At 58.6% G+C, this 18,060-nt stretch carries 14 protein-coding genes; 9 read left to right on the top strand and 5 right to left on the bottom strand.

What is annotated here, in order from left to right; translation table 11 throughout:
* Positions 1-4 precede the first annotated feature (4 nt).
* Positions 5-865, top strand: coding sequence for a hypothetical protein (locus R0125_RS13210; protein WP_317238501.1), 861 nt, complete (start codon positions 5-7; stop codon positions 863-865).
* A gap of 17 nt (positions 866-882) precedes the next feature.
* Here the strand turns inward: R0125_RS13210 and R0125_RS13205 are convergent, their stop codons facing one another.
* Positions 883-1,899, bottom strand: a complete 1,017-nt coding sequence (locus R0125_RS13205; protein WP_248184839.1) for an AraC family transcriptional regulator — start codon at positions 1,897-1,899, stop codon at positions 883-885.
* A 174-nt stretch (positions 1,900-2,073) separates the two neighbouring features.
* Here R0125_RS13205 and R0125_RS13200 point away from each other — a divergent pair, with 174 nt between their 5' ends.
* Both R0125_RS13200 and R0125_RS13195 read left to right on the top strand, forming a co-directional pair.
* Positions 2,074-3,195: a CaiB/BaiF CoA-transferase family protein gene (locus tag R0125_RS13200; RefSeq protein ID WP_317238500.1), complete on the top strand. Its 1,122-nt coding sequence runs from the start codon at positions 2,074-2,076 to the stop codon at positions 3,193-3,195.
* A gap of 112 nt (positions 3,196-3,307) precedes the next feature.
* Positions 3,308-3,664 (top strand): EF-hand domain-containing protein, encoded by a 357-nt coding sequence (locus R0125_RS13195; protein ID WP_248184851.1) that lies wholly within the window; start codon positions 3,308-3,310, stop codon positions 3,662-3,664.
* A 97-nt stretch (positions 3,665-3,761) separates the two neighbouring features.
* Here the strand turns inward: R0125_RS13195 and R0125_RS13190 are convergent, their stop codons facing one another.
* Together R0125_RS13190 and R0125_RS13185 are read right to left on the bottom strand one after the other, a co-directional pair.
* Complete coding sequence (locus tag R0125_RS13190; RefSeq protein ID WP_317238499.1) at positions 3,762-6,554, bottom strand: hypothetical protein; 2,793 nt, start codon at positions 6,552-6,554, stop codon at positions 3,762-3,764.
* 287 nt (positions 6,555-6,841) lie between these two features.
* Positions 6,842-7,615, bottom strand: coding sequence for an enoyl-CoA hydratase (locus tag R0125_RS13185; RefSeq protein WP_317238498.1), 774 nt, complete (start codon positions 7,613-7,615; stop codon positions 6,842-6,844).
* 158 nt (positions 7,616-7,773) lie between these two features.
* Between R0125_RS13185 and R0125_RS13180 the strand changes: the two genes are divergently transcribed.
* Positions 7,774-9,288, top strand: coding sequence for a fumarate hydratase (locus R0125_RS13180; protein ID WP_317238497.1), 1,515 nt, complete (start codon positions 7,774-7,776; stop codon positions 9,286-9,288).
* A 26-nt stretch (positions 9,289-9,314) separates the two neighbouring features.
* On the opposite strand, the gene R0125_RS13175 is transcribed toward R0125_RS13180, so the two are convergent.
* The gene (locus tag R0125_RS13175) at positions 9,315-10,769 is read right to left on the bottom strand and encodes a protein adenylyltransferase SelO (protein ID WP_317238496.1); all 1,455 of its coding nucleotides are present in this window, start codon (positions 10,767-10,769) and stop codon (positions 9,315-9,317) included.
* Between the two features lie 106 nt (positions 10,770-10,875).
* On the opposite strand from R0125_RS13175, the gene R0125_RS13170 reads away from it, so the two are divergent.
* The 5 genes from R0125_RS13170 to R0125_RS13150 all read left to right on the top strand — a co-directional run bounded on the left by R0125_RS13170 (position 10,876) and on the right by R0125_RS13150 (position 16,655).
* A complete protein-coding gene (locus R0125_RS13170) occupies positions 10,876-11,814 on the top strand; it encodes a hypothetical protein (RefSeq protein WP_248184859.1) in 939 nt (312 codons plus the stop codon).
* Between the two features lie 15 nt (positions 11,815-11,829).
* Complete coding sequence (locus R0125_RS13165) at positions 11,830-12,633, top strand: HAD-IIB family hydrolase (protein WP_248184860.1); 804 nt, start codon at positions 11,830-11,832, stop codon at positions 12,631-12,633.
* Positions 12,634-12,664: 31 nt separating this feature from the next.
* Positions 12,665-13,888, top strand: a complete 1,224-nt coding sequence (locus R0125_RS13160; protein ID WP_248184862.1) for a glycosyl transferase — start codon at positions 12,665-12,667, stop codon at positions 13,886-13,888.
* Positions 13,885-15,615 carry a sugar phosphorylase gene (locus R0125_RS13155; protein ID WP_317238495.1) on the top strand — a complete coding sequence of 577 codons (1,731 nt, stop codon included), beginning with the start codon at positions 13,885-13,887 and terminating at the stop codon, positions 15,613-15,615. Before R0125_RS13160 ends, R0125_RS13155 begins: the two co-directional genes overlap by 4 nt.
* 74 nt (positions 15,616-15,689) lie before the next feature.
* Positions 15,690-16,655 (top strand): NAD(P)H-quinone oxidoreductase, encoded by a 966-nt coding sequence (locus R0125_RS13150; protein ID WP_248184879.1) that lies wholly within the window; start codon positions 15,690-15,692, stop codon positions 16,653-16,655.
* 71 nt (positions 16,656-16,726) lie between these two features.
* Here the strand turns inward: R0125_RS13150 and R0125_RS13145 are convergent, their stop codons facing one another.
* A complete protein-coding gene (locus R0125_RS13145) occupies positions 16,727-17,752 on the bottom strand; it encodes an NADP-dependent oxidoreductase (protein WP_248184867.1) in 1,026 nt (341 codons plus the stop codon).
* Positions 17,753-18,060 lie beyond the last annotated feature (308 nt).

The following is an 18,060-nucleotide window of genomic DNA, read 5'->3' as shown; positions in this document are numbered from 1 at the left end:
GGCGATGATTAAGGTATCCGGAACAGGGCGTAGTGCGCTTCGCAGCCTGGTGTTGGCCTCATTGCTGGTGAGCGTCAGTGTGGAGGGTACATCGCTGGCACCGGAGCACGAAGTGCGCCGCCTGATGTTGGCCACTGAGGAAGCTGTCGACAGCGACAATTGGGGCGAGGCTGGTGAATACCTGAATCGGCTTCAGGGTCTGGAAGGTGAAAAGCCGGTGGACTATTACTATTTTCGTGGCCGGGTGATGCAGGAATCCGATCATCTCAATGAAGCCCAATCGGCCCTGGAAGCCTACGTAGCGAAGGCCGGGTCCGAGGGCGCGCATTATCAGGAATCGCTGAAGCGCATCACCGCCATCGAAAAGGCGCGCAAGGAACGATCCAGCAAGGACCAGAACCGGTCGGCCCAGAGCGAGCCGGTGGCGATCATTGAACCTGCCGATTCACAGGTACTGGGTGACCTGAAGCGTTTGTACCTGGTGGACACTGACCGGGAGGCGTTGACGTTGCACCTCAACAGTCTGCTGGATCTGGCCGGGTGGCGGGCCGACCAGCGGGTGGTGAGGCTCGACGTGCCTGCAGACGTCAGCTACCGGGTTGCCGCTGGCGAGAACCTCATTGAAATTCAGGAATCCCGGCGCGAAGGGGAACAGCGGATCACCAAGAACACCAACGCTATCGAGGTGTATGGCATCAGCCCACAAGTGGAGTGGGATTGCCAGTCGGCTCCTGCAGCGACCTGCTGGATTTATGACCCCCGGGACGGTTCCAGGTTGCTGAAGCTTGGTCCCGACCGGAATCGAGCCGAGGACATTGCCAGCACACTCGGACGGTTGATCAGAATCCTGCAGAGCCCGGGCTGACAAGCGCCGCACAAGACTTAGCCGGCGCTGGCCCGTTCGCCCTCGCGGTAGGCGCCGGGCGTTACCCCTGTCCACTTCTTGAAGGCGCGATGAAACGTTGACGGTTCGGTAAAGCCCACCTTGCTGGCGATGTCGTTGATGGGCAAGTCCTGCCGGCCCAGGTAGTAGATGGCCATGTCCCGGCGCAGCAGATCCTTGATCTCCTGGAACGAGGTGTTCTCCTGTTTGAGCCTGCGGCGCAGGGTTTGCGGGCTGGTATGAAGCTCCGCGGCGATCCACTCGAAGTCCGGCAGCGGTTTGGAGAAATCCCGGCCGATCAGCGCGCGGATCCGACCCGTGAAGGTGTTGCTCTCGTCGGGTCGTGACAGCAGGTCCGCGGGGGAGGTCTTCAGAAACTGGTGCATTTCCGGTCGGTCGCGAATCACCGGCGCGCTCAGGAAGCGCTTGTCAAAGGTGAGGGCGGTGCGGCTCGCTTCAAACTCCAGCGGGCAGCGGAAGATGTGGCGGTACTCATCGCCGTGGTCCGGGCGTGCGTAGTCAAACTCCGCTTTCAGCAATTCGACCGGCTGGCCCACCAACCAGCTGCCCAGGCGATGCCAGATCACCAGTAGACTCTCCCGCATGAAATACAGCGGATCGTTGATCTCGCCTTCGATCACCGTGACCAGCCTGGCCACTTTGTCGTCCACCTCGAGTTTCATACACACCATCGGTTCGAACAGCCGCGAGAACTGGAACGCCTGTTTGTACACGGACTCCAGGTTCGGGCAATCCATCACCAGTGCACACATGGTGGCAAAGGTGCCGGCCCGGCACTGGCGAGGGCCCAGTCCCATGAACTCATCATCCATGCGGGTCCAGATCAGCTGCATCAGGCGGCTGAACTGGTCGCTGTTGACGCGGGCCATTTCGATTTTCAGCAAATCCGGCGAAATACCGGCTTCCCGCAACATATCGCGGGTATCGAAACCGGCACGCTCTGCGCCAATCAGAGATGCCTCTACAAAATGCCGTGAAACCGTCAGGTTGGACATGCCGCTCGCAATTCCTTGGAAAACGAAGCCCATCATAAAACCCCCGGGCCACAATGCAACCGCCGGACCGTCGGAAAGCTGGTAGAAATGGCCAACCGGAATGACGGAACCCGCAGTTGGCCTGCTCAGTAAAAACGGTCACGATAGCGGTAACAACCCACAAGGAGACATTCCATGGCAGGCCCTTTGACCTCCCTCAAGATTCTTGATTTCAGCACCCTGTTGCCCGGCCCCTACGCCACCATGCTGCTGGCGGACATGGGCGCCGACGTACTGCGCGTGGAGGCGCCGGACCGCATGGACCTGACCCGGGTGATGCCGCCACACGACGGCGGTGTCAGCACGGCCCACGGTTTTCTTAATCGTGGCAAACGGTCGCTGGGGCTGGACCTGAAAAAAGAGGGCAGCACCGACATCATCAAGAATCTGGTCAGCGAATACGATGTGGTGATCGAGCAATTCCGTCCCGGGGTAATGGACCGGTTAGGCATTGGTTATGAAGCCCTCAAGGCCATCAACCCGGGCCTGATTTATTGTGCAATTACTGGCTACGGCCAGACCGGCCCCTACCGCGATCGCGCCGGCCATGACATCAACTACCTGGCGTTGGCGGGTGTCTCCAGCCATTGCGGCCGTGCCGAGAGCGGCCCGCCCCCCATGGGCATCCAGATCGCAGACGTTGCGGGTGGCTCTCACCACGCGGTTATGGGCCTGCTCGCGGCGGTGATTCATCGCCAGCAGACCGGGGAAGGGCAGTTTGTGGATGTCAGCATGACGGACGCCGCCTTCGCCCTGAACGCCATGTCGGGCGCCGCCTGCCTGGCGGGCGGTCAGGAACAGAAACCGGAAAGCAGCCTGCTCAATGGCGGCAGTTTCTACGATTATTACCAGACCGCCGACGGCCGCTGGCTCTCGGTAGGCAGTCTGGAGCCGCAATTCTCCACCCGGCTGTGCGCGACACTGGGGCTGGACGAGCTGAAAAGCTACGCACTGAGCCAGAACCCCGAACACCAACAAAAACTGAAAGCCGCGCTGAAATCCAGAATTGCCGAGAAAACCCTGGCCGAGTGGCAGGCGATTTTTGCCGAGCAGGACGCCTGCGTGGAACCGGTGCTGACCATTACCGAAGCCGCGGAACATCCTCAACTCAAGGCCAGAAATATGGTGATCGGCGTATCCCGGGATGACGGCAGTGAACAACGCCAGATCGGCTTTCCGATCAAGTTCAGCCAGACCACCTGTTCGGCCGGTTATGTAGGCAAAAAGCTGGGGGCAGACAACGACGACATACTTTAATGATCTAAGAACGCGCCGATCTTACTAAAGAGTCATTGGCAATTTGGCTGGTCCCGGTCTTTAATGGAAAGGCAGTCAACCATAGATCAAAAAATGATCAAGGAGGTGTCTGATGAGCATTAAAACCCTGAGCCTGTCCGCCATGATGTCCCTGGCGCTCGCTGTCCCTGCCGTTTACGCCGCCGACGACACCGGCGACATGGGAAAAGACGCAACTGGCAGTAGTGACCCGATGGAACAACAAACCGGCGCCGCCGGACCGGGCGCACGTACTGCAACCTTTGACGAACTTGACGCTAACCAGGACGGTGTGATTACCGAAGACGAACTCAACGTGTATGGCAGTACCGCCGCTGGCAACCCCGATGAAGCTGGCATGTCCGGTCAGGATACCCGCGACATGATGATGGAGCTGGATCAGGACAGTGATGGGCAACTTACGCAGGATGAGTTTGAGAGTATGGAGTGAAGTTACACTACATAAAGCCCAACTAACGTTTAGCACAACGGTAATAAAAAAGCCCCGGCATGTGCCGGGGCTTTTTCAATTCAGCGCCTCACAAACATCAGGGGTTCTGAGGGCTCGGTTCGTTTTGTTTCACGAAGTTGCCGTTATTGAAGGCAATGGCACCACCGTCATTTGCGAAGAATGAAATGATGTTAGTGGCCATGTCGGCAAATACGGCGGTTCCGGCTGCGTCCGTGGGCTGAATGATGGTTGTATGCGTACCAGCTGTGAATCGGACGACGTTCGCGTCAGCTGTTAACGCGCCATTACCAGTGATCGTCTCAGCTTCCAGTTGCATGATCAGTGGCTCAGTACCTGCAAGGGGCGCAGGCAGTGCCATGCCAAGCGGCGCAGTATAGTCACCAGCATAAGCGACGTCTGCGGCAACAGGGATGGTCTGGTCCTGAGTAGCGCGATTAGAACCATCGCCGTAGATTTCGTTCAGGTAGACTTTGATCCCACTGTCGGTCAGCGAGGTTACGAAGTTATGAGGTTCGACGCTGTCCAATGATGCTTGAGACACATTGAAGAACAATTCCAGATTGCTGGTTCCTTGTGTGAGCCCTGAGCCTGCGAGGCCGGCTAACACCGTAGAGCCAATTGACGGGGAGTTTTCGAGAAGCTTGGCAATACCTGCACCAGGCGTCACGTAAGCCGCTGCCGCGAACGGAACCAGATTGCTGTTGCCAATTGTGGTTTCCTGAGCGGCACCATTCACGAGGGTAACAAAAGAGGTGCCGAGTATGCCGCCAAGAGAGTGACCCACGAAGTAGACTTTGCTTCCAGTGCCTACGTCTACATCTCCGCCTCCCGTTGCTGGGTTTGAGTCGGAGTCGGCGTTGTCTAGGTCGAGCCCATTCAGATTAACGAGGCTGGCATTCAGGTTGAGCAGATCGACGACGCCCTGTCTATTGTTATCCCGTGCGGCAGGCAGGTTAGCCAGGTTCAGGAAAAACTGGGCAGATGAGCCAACAGCTGAGTCAGCACTGGTGGAGTATTGCATGCGAGCAGGTGTGCCGTTTGCGGTCTGACCCCAGCCGAAATGTCTTTCATTCATGGGCAGCGGACTATCTACAAACGCGCCATCAACCTGCGCAACATCAACGCTCAATGCCAGCGAGGGATCGAGTGCTCCGGTCGCGAGCTTAGGTGCGATGCCATGCATCGGGAGATCCATTGCTACAGTGACAAAGCACGATCCCGCGAGCTGGTTGCCCAAGGCAAGGCTATGGGAACGGTTGCCAAAAATGCCATGTTGGTAGATGACAACGTCATAGGGCTTGGCAGCACCACAAGTTCCGTCATCGGGCACTGATATCAGAAGCGGCGCAAAAACCGTTTCTTTTTCTTCAGCGAAAGGATAGCGGAACGTTACCTTATCTGATGGGGGCGTGGTTCCGGCATCGTTGCCAGCGCCCGCATCAATAATGCCGCCAACCGTTGCGGAGGCCTCCCACGTTGCATTCAGATTGGATGGGTCAGTGGGAGTCGGGACAGGCAAATAGTATGGAAGCGCAATGCCTGCCTGGAAGATGGTGCTCGCGTTTGCGGAAGCCCCAAGAGCGGCACTCGCTGGGACGCGACTTGCTTCAATCGGCGTGATCGGACGGGGCTCTGGATTGCTGAAATCGGCACCTGCCATAGCCAAATTGCCGGCTGTTGCGCTTGCTACGCCGCGAAGTCCGGCATCGGTAGCAGTCATGATGGCCGTGCCTGCCGCTGTTGCAAGAGCGGCGTACTGCTCGGACGCGCTCAGTGTTTCGAACTCATCTGCGTTCTCGGCGAGGTATTTGGCAATCGCCTCCTGGCGAGTCGTTACGATGGCGCTCTTGTAGAAGAATTGAGCTGGTGATGTTGCCGCCTCCAGCACATCCTCGGTTCCGCCCGTCGTGAAGGTGAGAGTCAGAGCCAGATTCTCGTCAGTGAGAGGCGACAGGCCAGCGGCTTCACGGCTGGGGTTTGTCAGCGCGTTGAAATAGCCTGTTGCAAGGGTTTCCCAACCTTGAATAGCCCCGCGAACCGGAGCCAGCGCCGCGTTGCCCAGCGGCTCATCCGGGTTGCCAATATTCTGGTACGAAGGTGACCCTACGATGGCATCGCCATTGTCATCTTTGACTTCGTTAGTGACCACGACCAGATATTTCTTTTTCGGGTCAAGCGGGCGGAGAGGGGTAATGCGAAGAACATTATCGGTACCACCATCAAGTGAGACCACTTCTGCCCGGAATTCGTTATTAAAATCGAAAACAGCGCCCGCTGTCGCGGCACCGGGGTTCTGTTGGGCTTCACGGAAGGCCAGTCCCAGGTCAAAGGTAGGCGTTTCGCCGGGGAACGAGGTGCGAGTTGGTGCTGGAGAAATATCGCCATCTTCAACCAGCTCGGCAATAAGGTTTGTATAGAAGCTCCCGCTGTTGAGGAGGGAGTCGCCGCCCGGGAAATCCAGAGACAGAAGAAACACGTTCTGTTGTGGGTTGGGTGCGGGTGCACCGCCCTCACCTTGGATGACCGGCGCAAAGTTCAACGAGTCCGGATCGATGGAACCTGAGAGCTTGATGTCGAACTGCGCCGTGGTGGACGAACCGTCCATGAAGTCCAGTGCGTTTGTGATTGGGTTTTCGGCAGATCCGGAGAGCGTTCCGTCGGCCCCCTCACCCTGTTCAAACTGAAGATCAGACGGAACGGGCAGCTCACTGGTCAGGGGATTGAACACCGGCCAGGTTTTGCCTGAAAAATTTGGGTTATTGATCTTAAAATCCGGATTCGCATTCGACCCTGAGTCGGCGCTATCGAAGCAGCCCGTCAGCCCAAGGGAAGACGCCACGGCAAGACTGATTAGTGTTTTCTTGAACATGGGTGTGGAACCTTTTCCTGTTGTTGTGTCGTTATGATCGGCCGATGACGGGGCCGGTATGGTCCGGTAAACCCTTTGCCAGAGGCCTGTTCTTCTTTTGTTCATCTCTGAAATTGTAGTCAGCGCTTTGTGCCAATTTCTGGAGCCTCGACTATAGCGGCAGCACGGCCACTGTTGATCAGCCAAAAGTGTGATTCTGGCGTTTCAAAGACTTGGCGCACAGTTGGAAATTGGCCTGAATGAAAAATAGTTGGCGCTTAGACGTTTGTCGAGTTTCCACAAGGCTCTCAGTCGAATTTTGAGAAGTCGGGAGTACGCTTTTCCATAAAGGCTTTGAAGGCTTCTGCTGCCTCCGGCGATTTCAGACGTTCGCTGAATTTCTTTCCTTCGACCAGCATGGTGGTTTTGAGCTCTTCCAGTGTGGGCCGATTGAGCAGTTCCTTGGTGGCGCGAAGGGCGGCCGGTGCCTGGGCGGCCAGTTTCTGGCAGGTGTCCAGCGCGGTGGCTTCGGTGTCTGCCGGTTCGCAGATCCGGTTGATCAGCCCCAGCCGGTAAGCGTCGTCAGCGGTGAAGGCGCCGCCTAGCATCAGCAGTTCGGCGGCCCGCACCCGCCCGAGCCAGGAGGGCAGTAAAAGGCTGGAGCCGCCTTCTGGGCACAGGCCGAGGTTGGCGAAGGGCATCTGAAAGCGGGTGTTGTTGCCGGCGAACACCATGTCGCAGTGCAGCAGCAGGGTGGTGCCGATGCCCACGGCAGGGCCGTTGACGGCGGCCACCGCGGGCTTGGTGGCGGTGGCCAGCAGAAACAGGAAACGGCCGACCGGGGTTTCCTCGAAAGCACCGGGCAGGCCGGCGGCAAAATCGCTCAGGTCATTACCGGCGGTGAAGCACTCTTCGCTGCCGGTGAACAGCACGCACCGAATGGCAGCGTTTTCGTGGGCCTGTTCAACGGCGTCGCCGAGGGCGGTGTACATGGCGTGAGTCAGGGCGTTCTTGCGGTCTGGCCGGTTGATGCGCACCACCAGCACGTGGCCCTGTTGTTCAGTGAGGACGAGGTCGGTCACGGTGTCTCCTGATCTTTTTGTTGGTAAATTACTTAGGATGGTACCTTTTTTTCGATAGTACCTTTTTTCCATCACGGTCGCATGCCCCGTTCCGGCGGTTTCTGGTAAACTCCGGCTTCCGATTTTGTCATCACTAAACCAACACTGATGAGACGCCTATGACCACCGTAATCCGCCAGGACGACCTGATTGAGAGCGTAGCGGACGCGCTGCAGTTCATTTCCTACTACCACCCGAAAGATTTTATTCAGGCTGTGTATGAGGCCTATCAGAAAGAAGAGTCCCAGGCGGCCAAGGATGCCATGGCGCAGATCCTGATCAATTCCCGCATGTGTGCCCAGGGCAAGCGGCCACTGTGCCAGGACACCGGTATCGTGACGGTGTTCGTCACCGTCGGTATGGACGTGCAGTGGGATGCCGACATGGCGCTGGATGACATCATCAACGAAGGCGTTCGCCGGGCCTACATGCATCCGGACAACGTGCTGCGCGCCTCTATTCTGGCGGACCCGGACGGCAAACGCACCAACACCAAAGACAACACCCCGGCGATTATCCACTACAAGATTGTGCCCGGTAATACGGTTGACGTGCACGTCGCGGCGAAAGGCGGCGGTTCGGAAGCTAAGACCAAATTTGCCATGCTGAACCCGTCCGACTCGGTGGTGGACTGGGTGCTGAAAATGGTGCCGCAGATGGGCGCGGGCTGGTGTCCGCCGGGCATGCTGGGTATTGGTATTGGTGGCACCGCCGAAAAGGCGATGGAGCTGGCGAAAGAGTCGCTGCTGGATCCCATCGATATCCACGACCTGCAGGCCCGTGGCGCGTCCGATCGCTCCGAGGAGCTGCGCCTGGAGTTGTTTGAGAAGGTCAACGAGCTCGGCATCGGTGCCCAGGGTCTGGGCGGCCTGACCACGGTACTGGATGTGAAAGTGAAGGATTACCCCACGCACGCGGCTAACAAGCCGGTGGCGATCATTCCGAACTGCGCCGCCACCCGCCACGCGCACTTCGTGCTGGACGGCACCGGCCCGTCACTGCAGACCCCACCGAGCCTGGAAGACTGGCCGGAAATCACTTGGGAAGTGGGCGACAGCGTGCGCCGCGTGAACCTGGACACGGTCACCCCGGAAGATGTCAAAGACTGGAAGCCCGGCGAAACTGTGCTGCTGTCCGGCAAGATGCTGACCGGCCGCGATGCCGCCCATAAGAAGATGGTGGACATGATCGAGCGCGGCGAAGAGCTGCCGGTGGATCTGAAAGGTCGTTTCATCTATTACGTGGGCCCGGTCGACCCGGTACGCGAGGAAGTGGTCGGCCCCGCCGGCCCTACCACCGCCACGCGCATGGACAAGTTCACCCGGACCATGCTGGAGAAAACCGGCCTCACCGGCATGATCGGTAAAGCCGAGCGTGGTCAGGTGGCAATTGATGCCATTCACGAGTTTGGCGCGGTGTATCTGATGGCGGTAGGCGGTTCGGCGTACCTGGTATCGAAGGCGATCAAGCACGCCGAAGTGGTGGCCTTCCCGGAACTGGGCATGGAAGCGATCTACGAGTTCGAAGTGGAAGACATGCCGGTGACGGTCGCCGTGGACTCCAAAGGCTCCTCCGTGCACCAGACCGGCCCGGTCGAGTGGCACGAGAAGATCATCGCCGCCAAGGCCGTGTAAGGCCGGTCAGCGGTTCTTGCCTGAATTCAGGAAGAACAGCTGATGTTGAGGTGCTTCCCCCAGTCCGGGGGAAGCGCCGCATACCCTTCAAATTTTGGCTGTTCGTCGAACGGCTTCTGCAACACCGTCAGTAATTCCTTCAGCGGTTCGTAATCGCCGTTCTGTGCCTCCTGGATCACCTGTTGGGCCAGGTAGTTGCGCAGAATGTATTTGGGGTTCACCTTGCGCATGGCGAACTCGCGCTCATCGTGGGCACGGGTCTCTTTCTGCAGGCGCTCCTGGTAACGCTGCAGCCACTCGTCCGCCACACTGCGATCCACAAACAGATCGCGGATGGGTGCGGTGCCAAGGCCGTGCAGGTTGGAAAGCCCGCGGAAGAATCGGGTGTAATCCACGTGGTGCTCGTGGAGCATGCTGAAGGTGTCCATGATCAGCGGCAGATCAGACTCGTCCTCCCGTGCCAGCCCGAGTTTGTCCCGCATGTTCTGCAGGAAGCGACCGTTGTAGGTGGTTTCATAATGCCGCATGCTCCGGCGGAGGGTGTCCTCGTCCATAATCGGTAGCAGCGCGTTGGCCAGATACTGGCAGTTTACAAAACCGATATTGGGCTGGCGATTGTAGGCGTAGCGTCCGCCCTGGTCGGTGTGGTTGCAGATGTAGCCGGCGTCGAAATCGTCCAGGAAGGCGTAGGGACCATAATCGAAGGTGTCGCCGATGATGGACATGTTGTCGCTGTTCATGACCCCGTGGCAAAAGCCTACTGCCTGCCAATCGGCAATCAGCCGCGCGGTGCGTTGAATCACCTCCTCGAACCAGCGCGCGTAGCGTTCATCCGCCGGCAGTTCGATGAGGTGAGGGAAGTGGAGGGCAATGACATGCTCAGCCAGTGTTTTCAGGGTCTCTTTACCCTCGTGATGGGCGGCAAACTCGAAATGCCCGAAGCGGATGTGGCTCTCGGCCACGCGCACCAGCGCCGCAGCGGTTTCGATGGACTCACGGCGCACCGGGTCGCGGGCGCTGACCATGAACAGGGCGCGGGTGGTGGGAATGCCAAGGCCCGCCATGGCTTCGCTGCACAGGTATTCACGGATGGTGGAGCGCAGCACGGCGCGGCCATCACCGAAGCGGGAGTAGGGCGTGGTGCCGGCGCCTTTCAGGTGCCAGTCCCAGCGGCGGCCGTCCGGCCCGATGGTTTCCCACAACAGCAGGCCGCGGCCATCCCCGAGATCCGGGTTGTATGTGCCGAACTGGTGGCCGGTGTATTTCATCGCCACCGGGTCCATGCCGTCGAGCAGTTCGGTGCCGGCGCCCACGCCGGTCCAGTCTTCCGGCTGATCGCTGTGAAATCCCATCTCGCTGGCCAGCGCGTGATTGAAGCACACCATGCGGGCGTCCTTCAGGGGCGTTGGCTGTACCCGGGTATAGAAGCTGTCCGGCAGCTCCAGATAGCGATGTTCCACTTTGAAACCCTTGTGACTCATGTAACGCCTATACTCCCATCTGGTACAAAACGTGCTGGTGATAGCTATAAAGCAGCAAGAGGCCCGCTCATCGCCATGCAAACACACTGCGTGCAGGAACAACTACGTGATTGACCAACCTCTTATGACCATGGTTCAGGCGCTGATTGATCAGGAAGCCCTTCCGTCATCCTACGTGACTACGGTGGAGCAGACCATTCTGCCGCTGGCCAGGCACATACTCGAGCTACGCCGGACAACGCAGCGAGCCGTGGTTGTAGGGCTTCATGGCGCCCAGGGTACCGGGAAATCGACACTCACCCTGTTCTTGCGGCAGTTACTGGATCGGCATTTCGATTGCCGCACCGCCAGTTTTTCGTTGGACGACATTTACCTCACCCGGGCCGAGCGCGAACACCTTGCCGACACCGTGCATCCGCTGCTGATTACCCGGGGCGTGCCGGGCACCCACGACGTTGCGCTGGGCCAGCGGCTGCTGGACCAGTTAATAGCGGCCGGCCCCGGGGAGTGCGTGCCCGTTCCCGCCTTTGATAAGGCCACAGACGACCGCTGTCCTGAGAGCCGCTGGCCGGTGTTCGAGGGTCCCGCAGATGTCATTCTGGTGGAAGGCTGGTGTCTGGGGGCAGTGCCGCAGACGGACCACCGGGATCTGGCCAACCCGGTCAACGCCCTTGAGTTGGCGGAGGACCCGGACGTGGTGTGGCGTGAATACGTCAATGAGTGCCTGAGTGAAAGTTACCGGTCTTTCTTCGGGCAGATGGATACGCTGATCATGCTCAAAGCGCCGTCCATGGAGTGTGTTCTGGAATGGCGCACACTTCAGGAGCACAAGCTGGCGCGCCGCATTGAGTCCGCACCAAAAGAGGGCGGCGGAGAGCGAACTCTGAGAATCATGAGCGATGACGAGGTGGCCCGTTTTATCATGCATTACGAGCGCATCACTCGCCGTTGCCTGACGGAAATGCCGTCGCGGGCGGATGTGGTGGTGGACGTCGCCGAGAATCACCGGCTTGGCTTACCCGTTTTCACAACCCGACCAAACTGATCAGAGTCAGACGCTATGGAACAGCCCCATCTGCTTGTATTTACTGATCTGGACGGCACCTTGCTGGATCACGACACCTACGACTGGAAAGCTGCGGTACCGGCATTGGGGCGGTTGGCCGAGGCGGGGGTTCCGTTGATTCTGAACTCCAGCAAGACTGCATCAGAGATTCGTGACGTGCGGACACAGCTGTCTAATCACGACCCGTTCATTGTCGAAAACGGTGCAGCCGTGGTGATCCCGGCGAACTGTTTTGGACCGGGGGAGGAACAGGTGGTGAATTTTGGGGCATCCCGCACACAGGTGCTGGCGGTGTTGCAGGATTTTCGGGCTGAGGGATTCCAGTTTCGCGGATTTGCCGACATGTCGGCTGAGGAGCTGGCGGACATGTCCGGGCTCTCACTGGCCTCTGCGGAGCTTGCAAAAGACCGCCTCGGAACCGAGCCGTTGTTGTGGCAGGGCAATGACGAGGAGCTGGCGGAGTTCACGGAAAAACTGGCGGCCGAAAGTTTGCGACTGGTGCAAGGCGGGCGCTTTCTCCACGCCATGGGGAATTTCGACAAAGCCGATGGGGTCCGTTTCTTGCTGGGTAAATACCGGGAGCAGTCGCGCGATACGTCCTGGGTGACCATCGGGCTGGGCGACAGCCCCAACGATCAGCGCATGCTGGAAGCGGTGAACATTCCGGTGATTATCCGCGGTGTGCAGTCCGATCAGGTGGAGCTGACCTCCGATCGCCACGCCATGCGCTCCCTCAAACCCGGCCCGGCAGGCTGGAACGACTGTTTACTGAATATTCTTGTTGAGTTCGGCTACTGAACTCTCCACCCAGGACCAGAGGAAGACCGCCATGGGCGACTTTTATCAGAACGGCATCATCACCACCCTTCATAATCTTACCCGGCGCCCGGTTGAGGATCTTGAGCAGGAACTGATGAGTTTCCGCAAGGCGCGGCCCATGTCGCTGGTTTTACCGTCGCTGTATTCGGAGTTGGAAGGACCGGCACTCAAGCACATCGTCAGCGAGTTGGCGAAGGTGCCCTACCTGGAACAGATTGTCATCGGCCTGGATCGAGCCAACGAAGAGCAGTACCGCCATGCGCTGGAGTATTTTTCCGAGCTCCCTCAGAACTTCAAGGTGCTCTGGAACGACGGCCCGAGACTGCGCGCCATCGATCTGAAGCTGCGTGAGCAGAACCTGGCGCCCACGGAGATGGGGAAGGGGCGCAACGTCTGGTATTGCTTTGGCTATGTGCTGGCGTCCGGGCTCAGCAAGTCGGTGGCCCTGCACGACTGCGATATCCTGACTTACTCGCGGGATCTGGTGGCACGGCTGATTTACCCGGTCGCCAATCCGGCCTTCAATTACATGTTCTGCAAAGGCTATTACGCCCGTGTGGCCGACAGCAAAATGAATGGCCGGGTCAGCCGTCTGCTGGTCACCCCGCTCATTCGCGCGCTGAAGAAAGTCTGCGGCCCCAACGATTTTCTCGACTATCTGGATAGCTATCGCTACCCGCTGGCCGGCGAGTTTTCCTTCCGCACCGACGTGATCAACGATCTGCGTATCCCCAGTGACTGGGGGCTGGAAGTGGGGGTGCTGTCAGAAATGAAGCGCAATTACGCCACCAATCGCCTGTGCCAGGTGGACATCGCCGATACCTACGATCACAAGCATCAGGAGCTGTCACCGGAAGACGCCAGCCGTGGTCTGTCTAAAATGAGCACTGACATCTCCAAGGCCCTGTTCCGCAAACTGGCCACCAACGGTGAGATTTTCTCCAATGAAAAGTTCCGCACCATCAAGGCGGCGTACTTTCGCATTGCGCTGGATTTCGTCGAAACCTACCAGAACGACGCCATCATCAACGGCCTGACGTTTGATCGGCACAAGGAAGAGAAAGCGGTGGAGCTGTTCGCGCAAAATGTGATGCGCGCGGGGGCCTATTTCCTCGATAATCCTATGGACACGCCGTTTATTCCCAGCTGGAACCGGGTGGCCAGTGCCATCCCGGACATCAAGGAACAGCTGATGGAGGCGGTGGACCTGGACAACGAGGAGTTCCGCCCATGAGCGAGCCACTGAAATCCAAACTCACGGGTATGCTGGACGTGGTTTATCCGGATCTCGACTGTGGGTTTCTGGCGGAAAAACTGCTCAAAACCATGCGCCTGGCCCCCAATCAGGAGCCGCCTCCGGCCCATCAGAACAACTGGGATGAATCCGACGTGGTGCTGATCACCTACGCCGATACCATCCGCCGTGCCGACGAAAAGCCGCTGGTTACCCTCCACGAATTTCTGACCGATTGCCTCGCAGACACAGTGTCGGCCGTTCACATTCTGCCGTTTTTTCCGTTCAGCTCCGACGACGGCTTTTCCGTCATGGACTATCTGGCGGTGAATGAATCCCACGGCAATTGGGACGACATCGAACGCATTGCCGGGGACTTCAAACTGATGGCGGACCTGGTGATCAATCACATGTCGGCGCGTAGCCGCTGGTTCGAGAATTTCCGCAAGCGTGTGGACCCGGGCAAGGACTACTTCTTTGAGGCCAGCCTGACAGACGATCTGAGCGCGGTGGTGCGCCCGCGCACGTCCCCGTTGCTTAACCCGGTAATGACTGAAGACGGCGAGCGCTACGTGTGGTGCACCTTCAGCGAAGATCAGGTGGATCTGAATTTTGCCAACCCGCAGGTGCTGGTGGAATTTGTCGCCATCATCCGCCGATACCTGGAGCACGGCGTCATCATGTTCCGGCTGGATGCGGTGGCGTTCCTGTGGAAAGAGCCGGGCACACCGTCTATTCATCTGCAGCAGACCCATGAGCTGATCAAGATTCTGCGGCTACTGATTGAGCATCACAGCCCGCAGGCGGTGGTGATCACCGAGACCAACGTGCCTAACCGAGAAAACCTCACGTATCTTGGCAACGCCAACGAAGCCCATGTGATCTACAACTTCTCCCTGCCGCCGCTGCTGATCCATACTCTGATAACCGGTAACTGCCGCCACTTGAAAACCTGGCTGATGAGCATGCCGCCGGCCCAGATGGGCACTACCTACCTCAATTTTATTGCCTCCCACGACGGCGTGGGGTTGCGCCCCACCGATGGCCTGCTGAGTGAGGAAGAGAAGCAGGGGCTGATCAACACCATGGAATCCTTTGGTGGCAAAGTGTCCTATCGCCGAACGGAAGACGGCCGCGATCAGCCTTATGAGATGAACATTGCGCTCTACGATGCGCTGAAGGGCACGGTCAAAGGCGGCGCCGATCACTGGCAGTTACCACGTTTCATCTGTGCCCATACCGTGATGTTGGCGCTCGAGGGCATCCCGGCGTTCTATATCCACAGTCTGTTGGCTACCGAAAACGATTACGAGCGCGCAGAGCACACCGGCCGCCTGCGCTCCATCAACCGCGGTCAATGGAACCTGGACGTGATCGAAAGTGAGCTGGCCGATCCCCTCAGCCATCACAGCAAGGCGTTCAAGGAGCTGAAGCGGCTGATCGCCATCCGCCGCCGCCAGCCGGCATTTCACCCGAACGCCACGCAGTTCACCCTGCACCTGGGGTTGCAGGTGTTCGGGTTCTGGCGCCAGAGCATGCGTCGGGACCAGTCCATATTCTGCATTCACAACATCAGCGACGAGGTGCAACAGATTGCCCTCAGTGACATTAATCTGATCGGTACCGATGAGTGGGTCGACCTGATCTCCGGGCTGCGCCTGGATGATCTGAGTGGCGCCATTACCCTCAAACCCTATCAGAGCGTGTGGTTGTCCAATCGCGCGTAGAGGCTCTGTAACCATCGGCGATGACGCGGTATGCTCTCCGGCTAACGAAAGATCCACCGGAGCGTACGCATATGATGAAAGCGATCAGGATTGTCGGTGACGAATTGCGCTGGGAGCAAGTCGAGGCCCCGGCCGAGTTGCCAGAAGGCCATGTCCGGATAGATGTGGCGTGGACCGCTATCAATCGTGCTGATCTGATGCAGAGAGCCGGCGTCTATCCGCCACCCCCGGGGGCGTCCGAGATTCTCGGACTGGAAGTCAGTGGCACCATTGCCGACGTGGGTGAGGGCGTGAGCGACTTCAGCCCGGGTGACGAAGTGTGTGCCTTGTTGACCGGCGGTGGCTATGCCACCAGCGTCGTCGTACCTGCGGTTCAGGTGCTGCCTGTTCCCAAAGGTCTGTCCCTGAAGGAAGCAGCGGCGGTGCCGGAGGTGTTTGCTACGGCGTGGCTGAATCTATATCAGGAAGCGGAATTGCAGCCGGGCGATAAAGTGTTATTGCACGCGGCAGCCAGTGGTCTGGGCACGGCCGTGATACAGCTGGCCACTGCCTTCGGCAACCCGGTGTTTGCCACGGCAGGGGACGATGAGAAGCTGGCGGTGTGCCAGAAACTGGGGGCGTCGGGCATCTGGAACCGTCGCAACGGCTCATTTGTGGACGCGGTCCGGAAATGGGGCGGTATCGATATGGTGCTGGACCCCGTGGGCGGCAGCTACATGGCCGACAATCAGAAAGTGCTGAACGTGGATGGTTGCATTGTACTGATCGGCCTGATGGGTGGCCGGACCGCGGAAGTGGATCTTGGGGTAATGTTGATCAAGCGCCATCGGCTGATCGGCTCGACGCTGCGATCGCGGCCCGTCGCGGTAAAAGGTGAGGTGATGCAGGCGCTGCAGCGCCATGTGTGGCCCTTGCTGAGCTCCGGCCAGATCGTACCCATGATTGATCACGCCTGGCCCATCGAAGAAGCCGCGGAGGCCATGGCCTACGTCGCCGCCAACAAAAACACCGGCAAAGTGCTGCTGAGCGTAAACTCCTGACCCGGCTGTACGTAGGCCGGATCAGCAAAGAGTGCAGGTCGGATTAGCGAAGCGCAATCCGACCAATCCCCTCAATCAGCAATGTGCACCAATTGCTTACCAAAGTTCCTGCCTTTCAGCATACCTTTAAACGCCTCAACCGCGTTTTCCAACCCTTCAGCCACCGTTTCCTGGTACTTCAGTTCGCCGCTGGCGATACGGTCTGCAAGAATGTTGGTAATTTCCTGATGCTTGTCCTGCCATTCGGTCACCAGAAAGAAACGGTGCTCCGGAACCGGATCCAGGGCTTTCAGCACGTGGAACGGCGTCTCCACTTCGGCCATATCGGTGGCGTTGTAGGCGGACACATAACCACAGATGGGCACGCGCGCGCCCGGATTGAGTAATGGCGCAACCGCCCGGGTGACCGCGCCGCCGACGTTCTCGAAATAGATGTCGATACCATCCGGGCAGGCGGCTTTCAGGTCGCCCTCCAGATTCCCCGCTTTGTAATCCACACAGGCATCAAACCCGAGTTCGTCCACCACAAACCGACATTTTTCCGGACCACCGGCCACGCCCACAACGCGGCAGCCCTCTTTTTTCGCTGTCTGGCCAACCACGGTGCCAACCGGACCGGATGCCGCAGACACCACCACGGTTTCACCAGCTTTGGGCTTGCCCACATACACCAGGCCGCAGTACCCGGTGCGACCCGGCATGCCGGCCACGCCGAGGTAGGTCTGCAGCGGCACATGCTCTTTCTGCTCAATCTTGTAGACCATCGGCGCATTCGCCGGGAAGGTGACGTATTCCTGCCAGCCGGAATAACAGGTCACCAGGTCACCCACCTTGAGTGTATCGGAGCGGGATTCCACGATGCGCGCCACGCTTTCACCGACGATAACTTCATCAATGGCGATGGGATCCATATAACCCTTGGCATCGTTCATGCGTGGGCGCATGTAGGGATCCAGGGACAGCCAAAGCACCTGGGCGACCACTTCGCCTTCTCCCGGTGCGCGAACGGGGCGCTCTTCCATCACCAGATCACCGTTCTGAATTTCGCCCTGCGGACGCTGCTTTAGCACAACTGCGTGGTTTTTAACGTCGCTCACTGACATTCTCCATTGTTGCCTGTTCGGGTTATCGGTTGCATAATGAAACCAGATTGTGTGGGGCAGAGAGTGCAGCAGATCGGGTTTGAGGTCAACCTCTCAACCTGTGGACCGCGGGGTTACATTCCATGGCCTGATCGTTATAATCGGTTTCGCTCAGGATGAGCCCCGGAAATACATACCTCTCTTCAGGGACCGAAGACATGCCCCAGGCAAGCGGACTGCAGTTCACCGCCACCATTGGCGAATTTTCCTCTGATCATTTTTCCGTTGTCGGCTTCCAGCTGACGGAACACCTGTCCGACCTG

Source organism: Marinobacter sp. M-5 (assembly GCF_032911545.1).
In the GTDB taxonomy this organism is placed as follows: domain Bacteria; phylum Pseudomonadota; class Gammaproteobacteria; order Pseudomonadales; family Oleiphilaceae; genus Marinobacter; species Marinobacter goseongensis.
The sequence above is the reverse complement of the archived record's forward strand: the minus strand, read 5'-3'. Positions and strand labels throughout refer to the sequence as shown.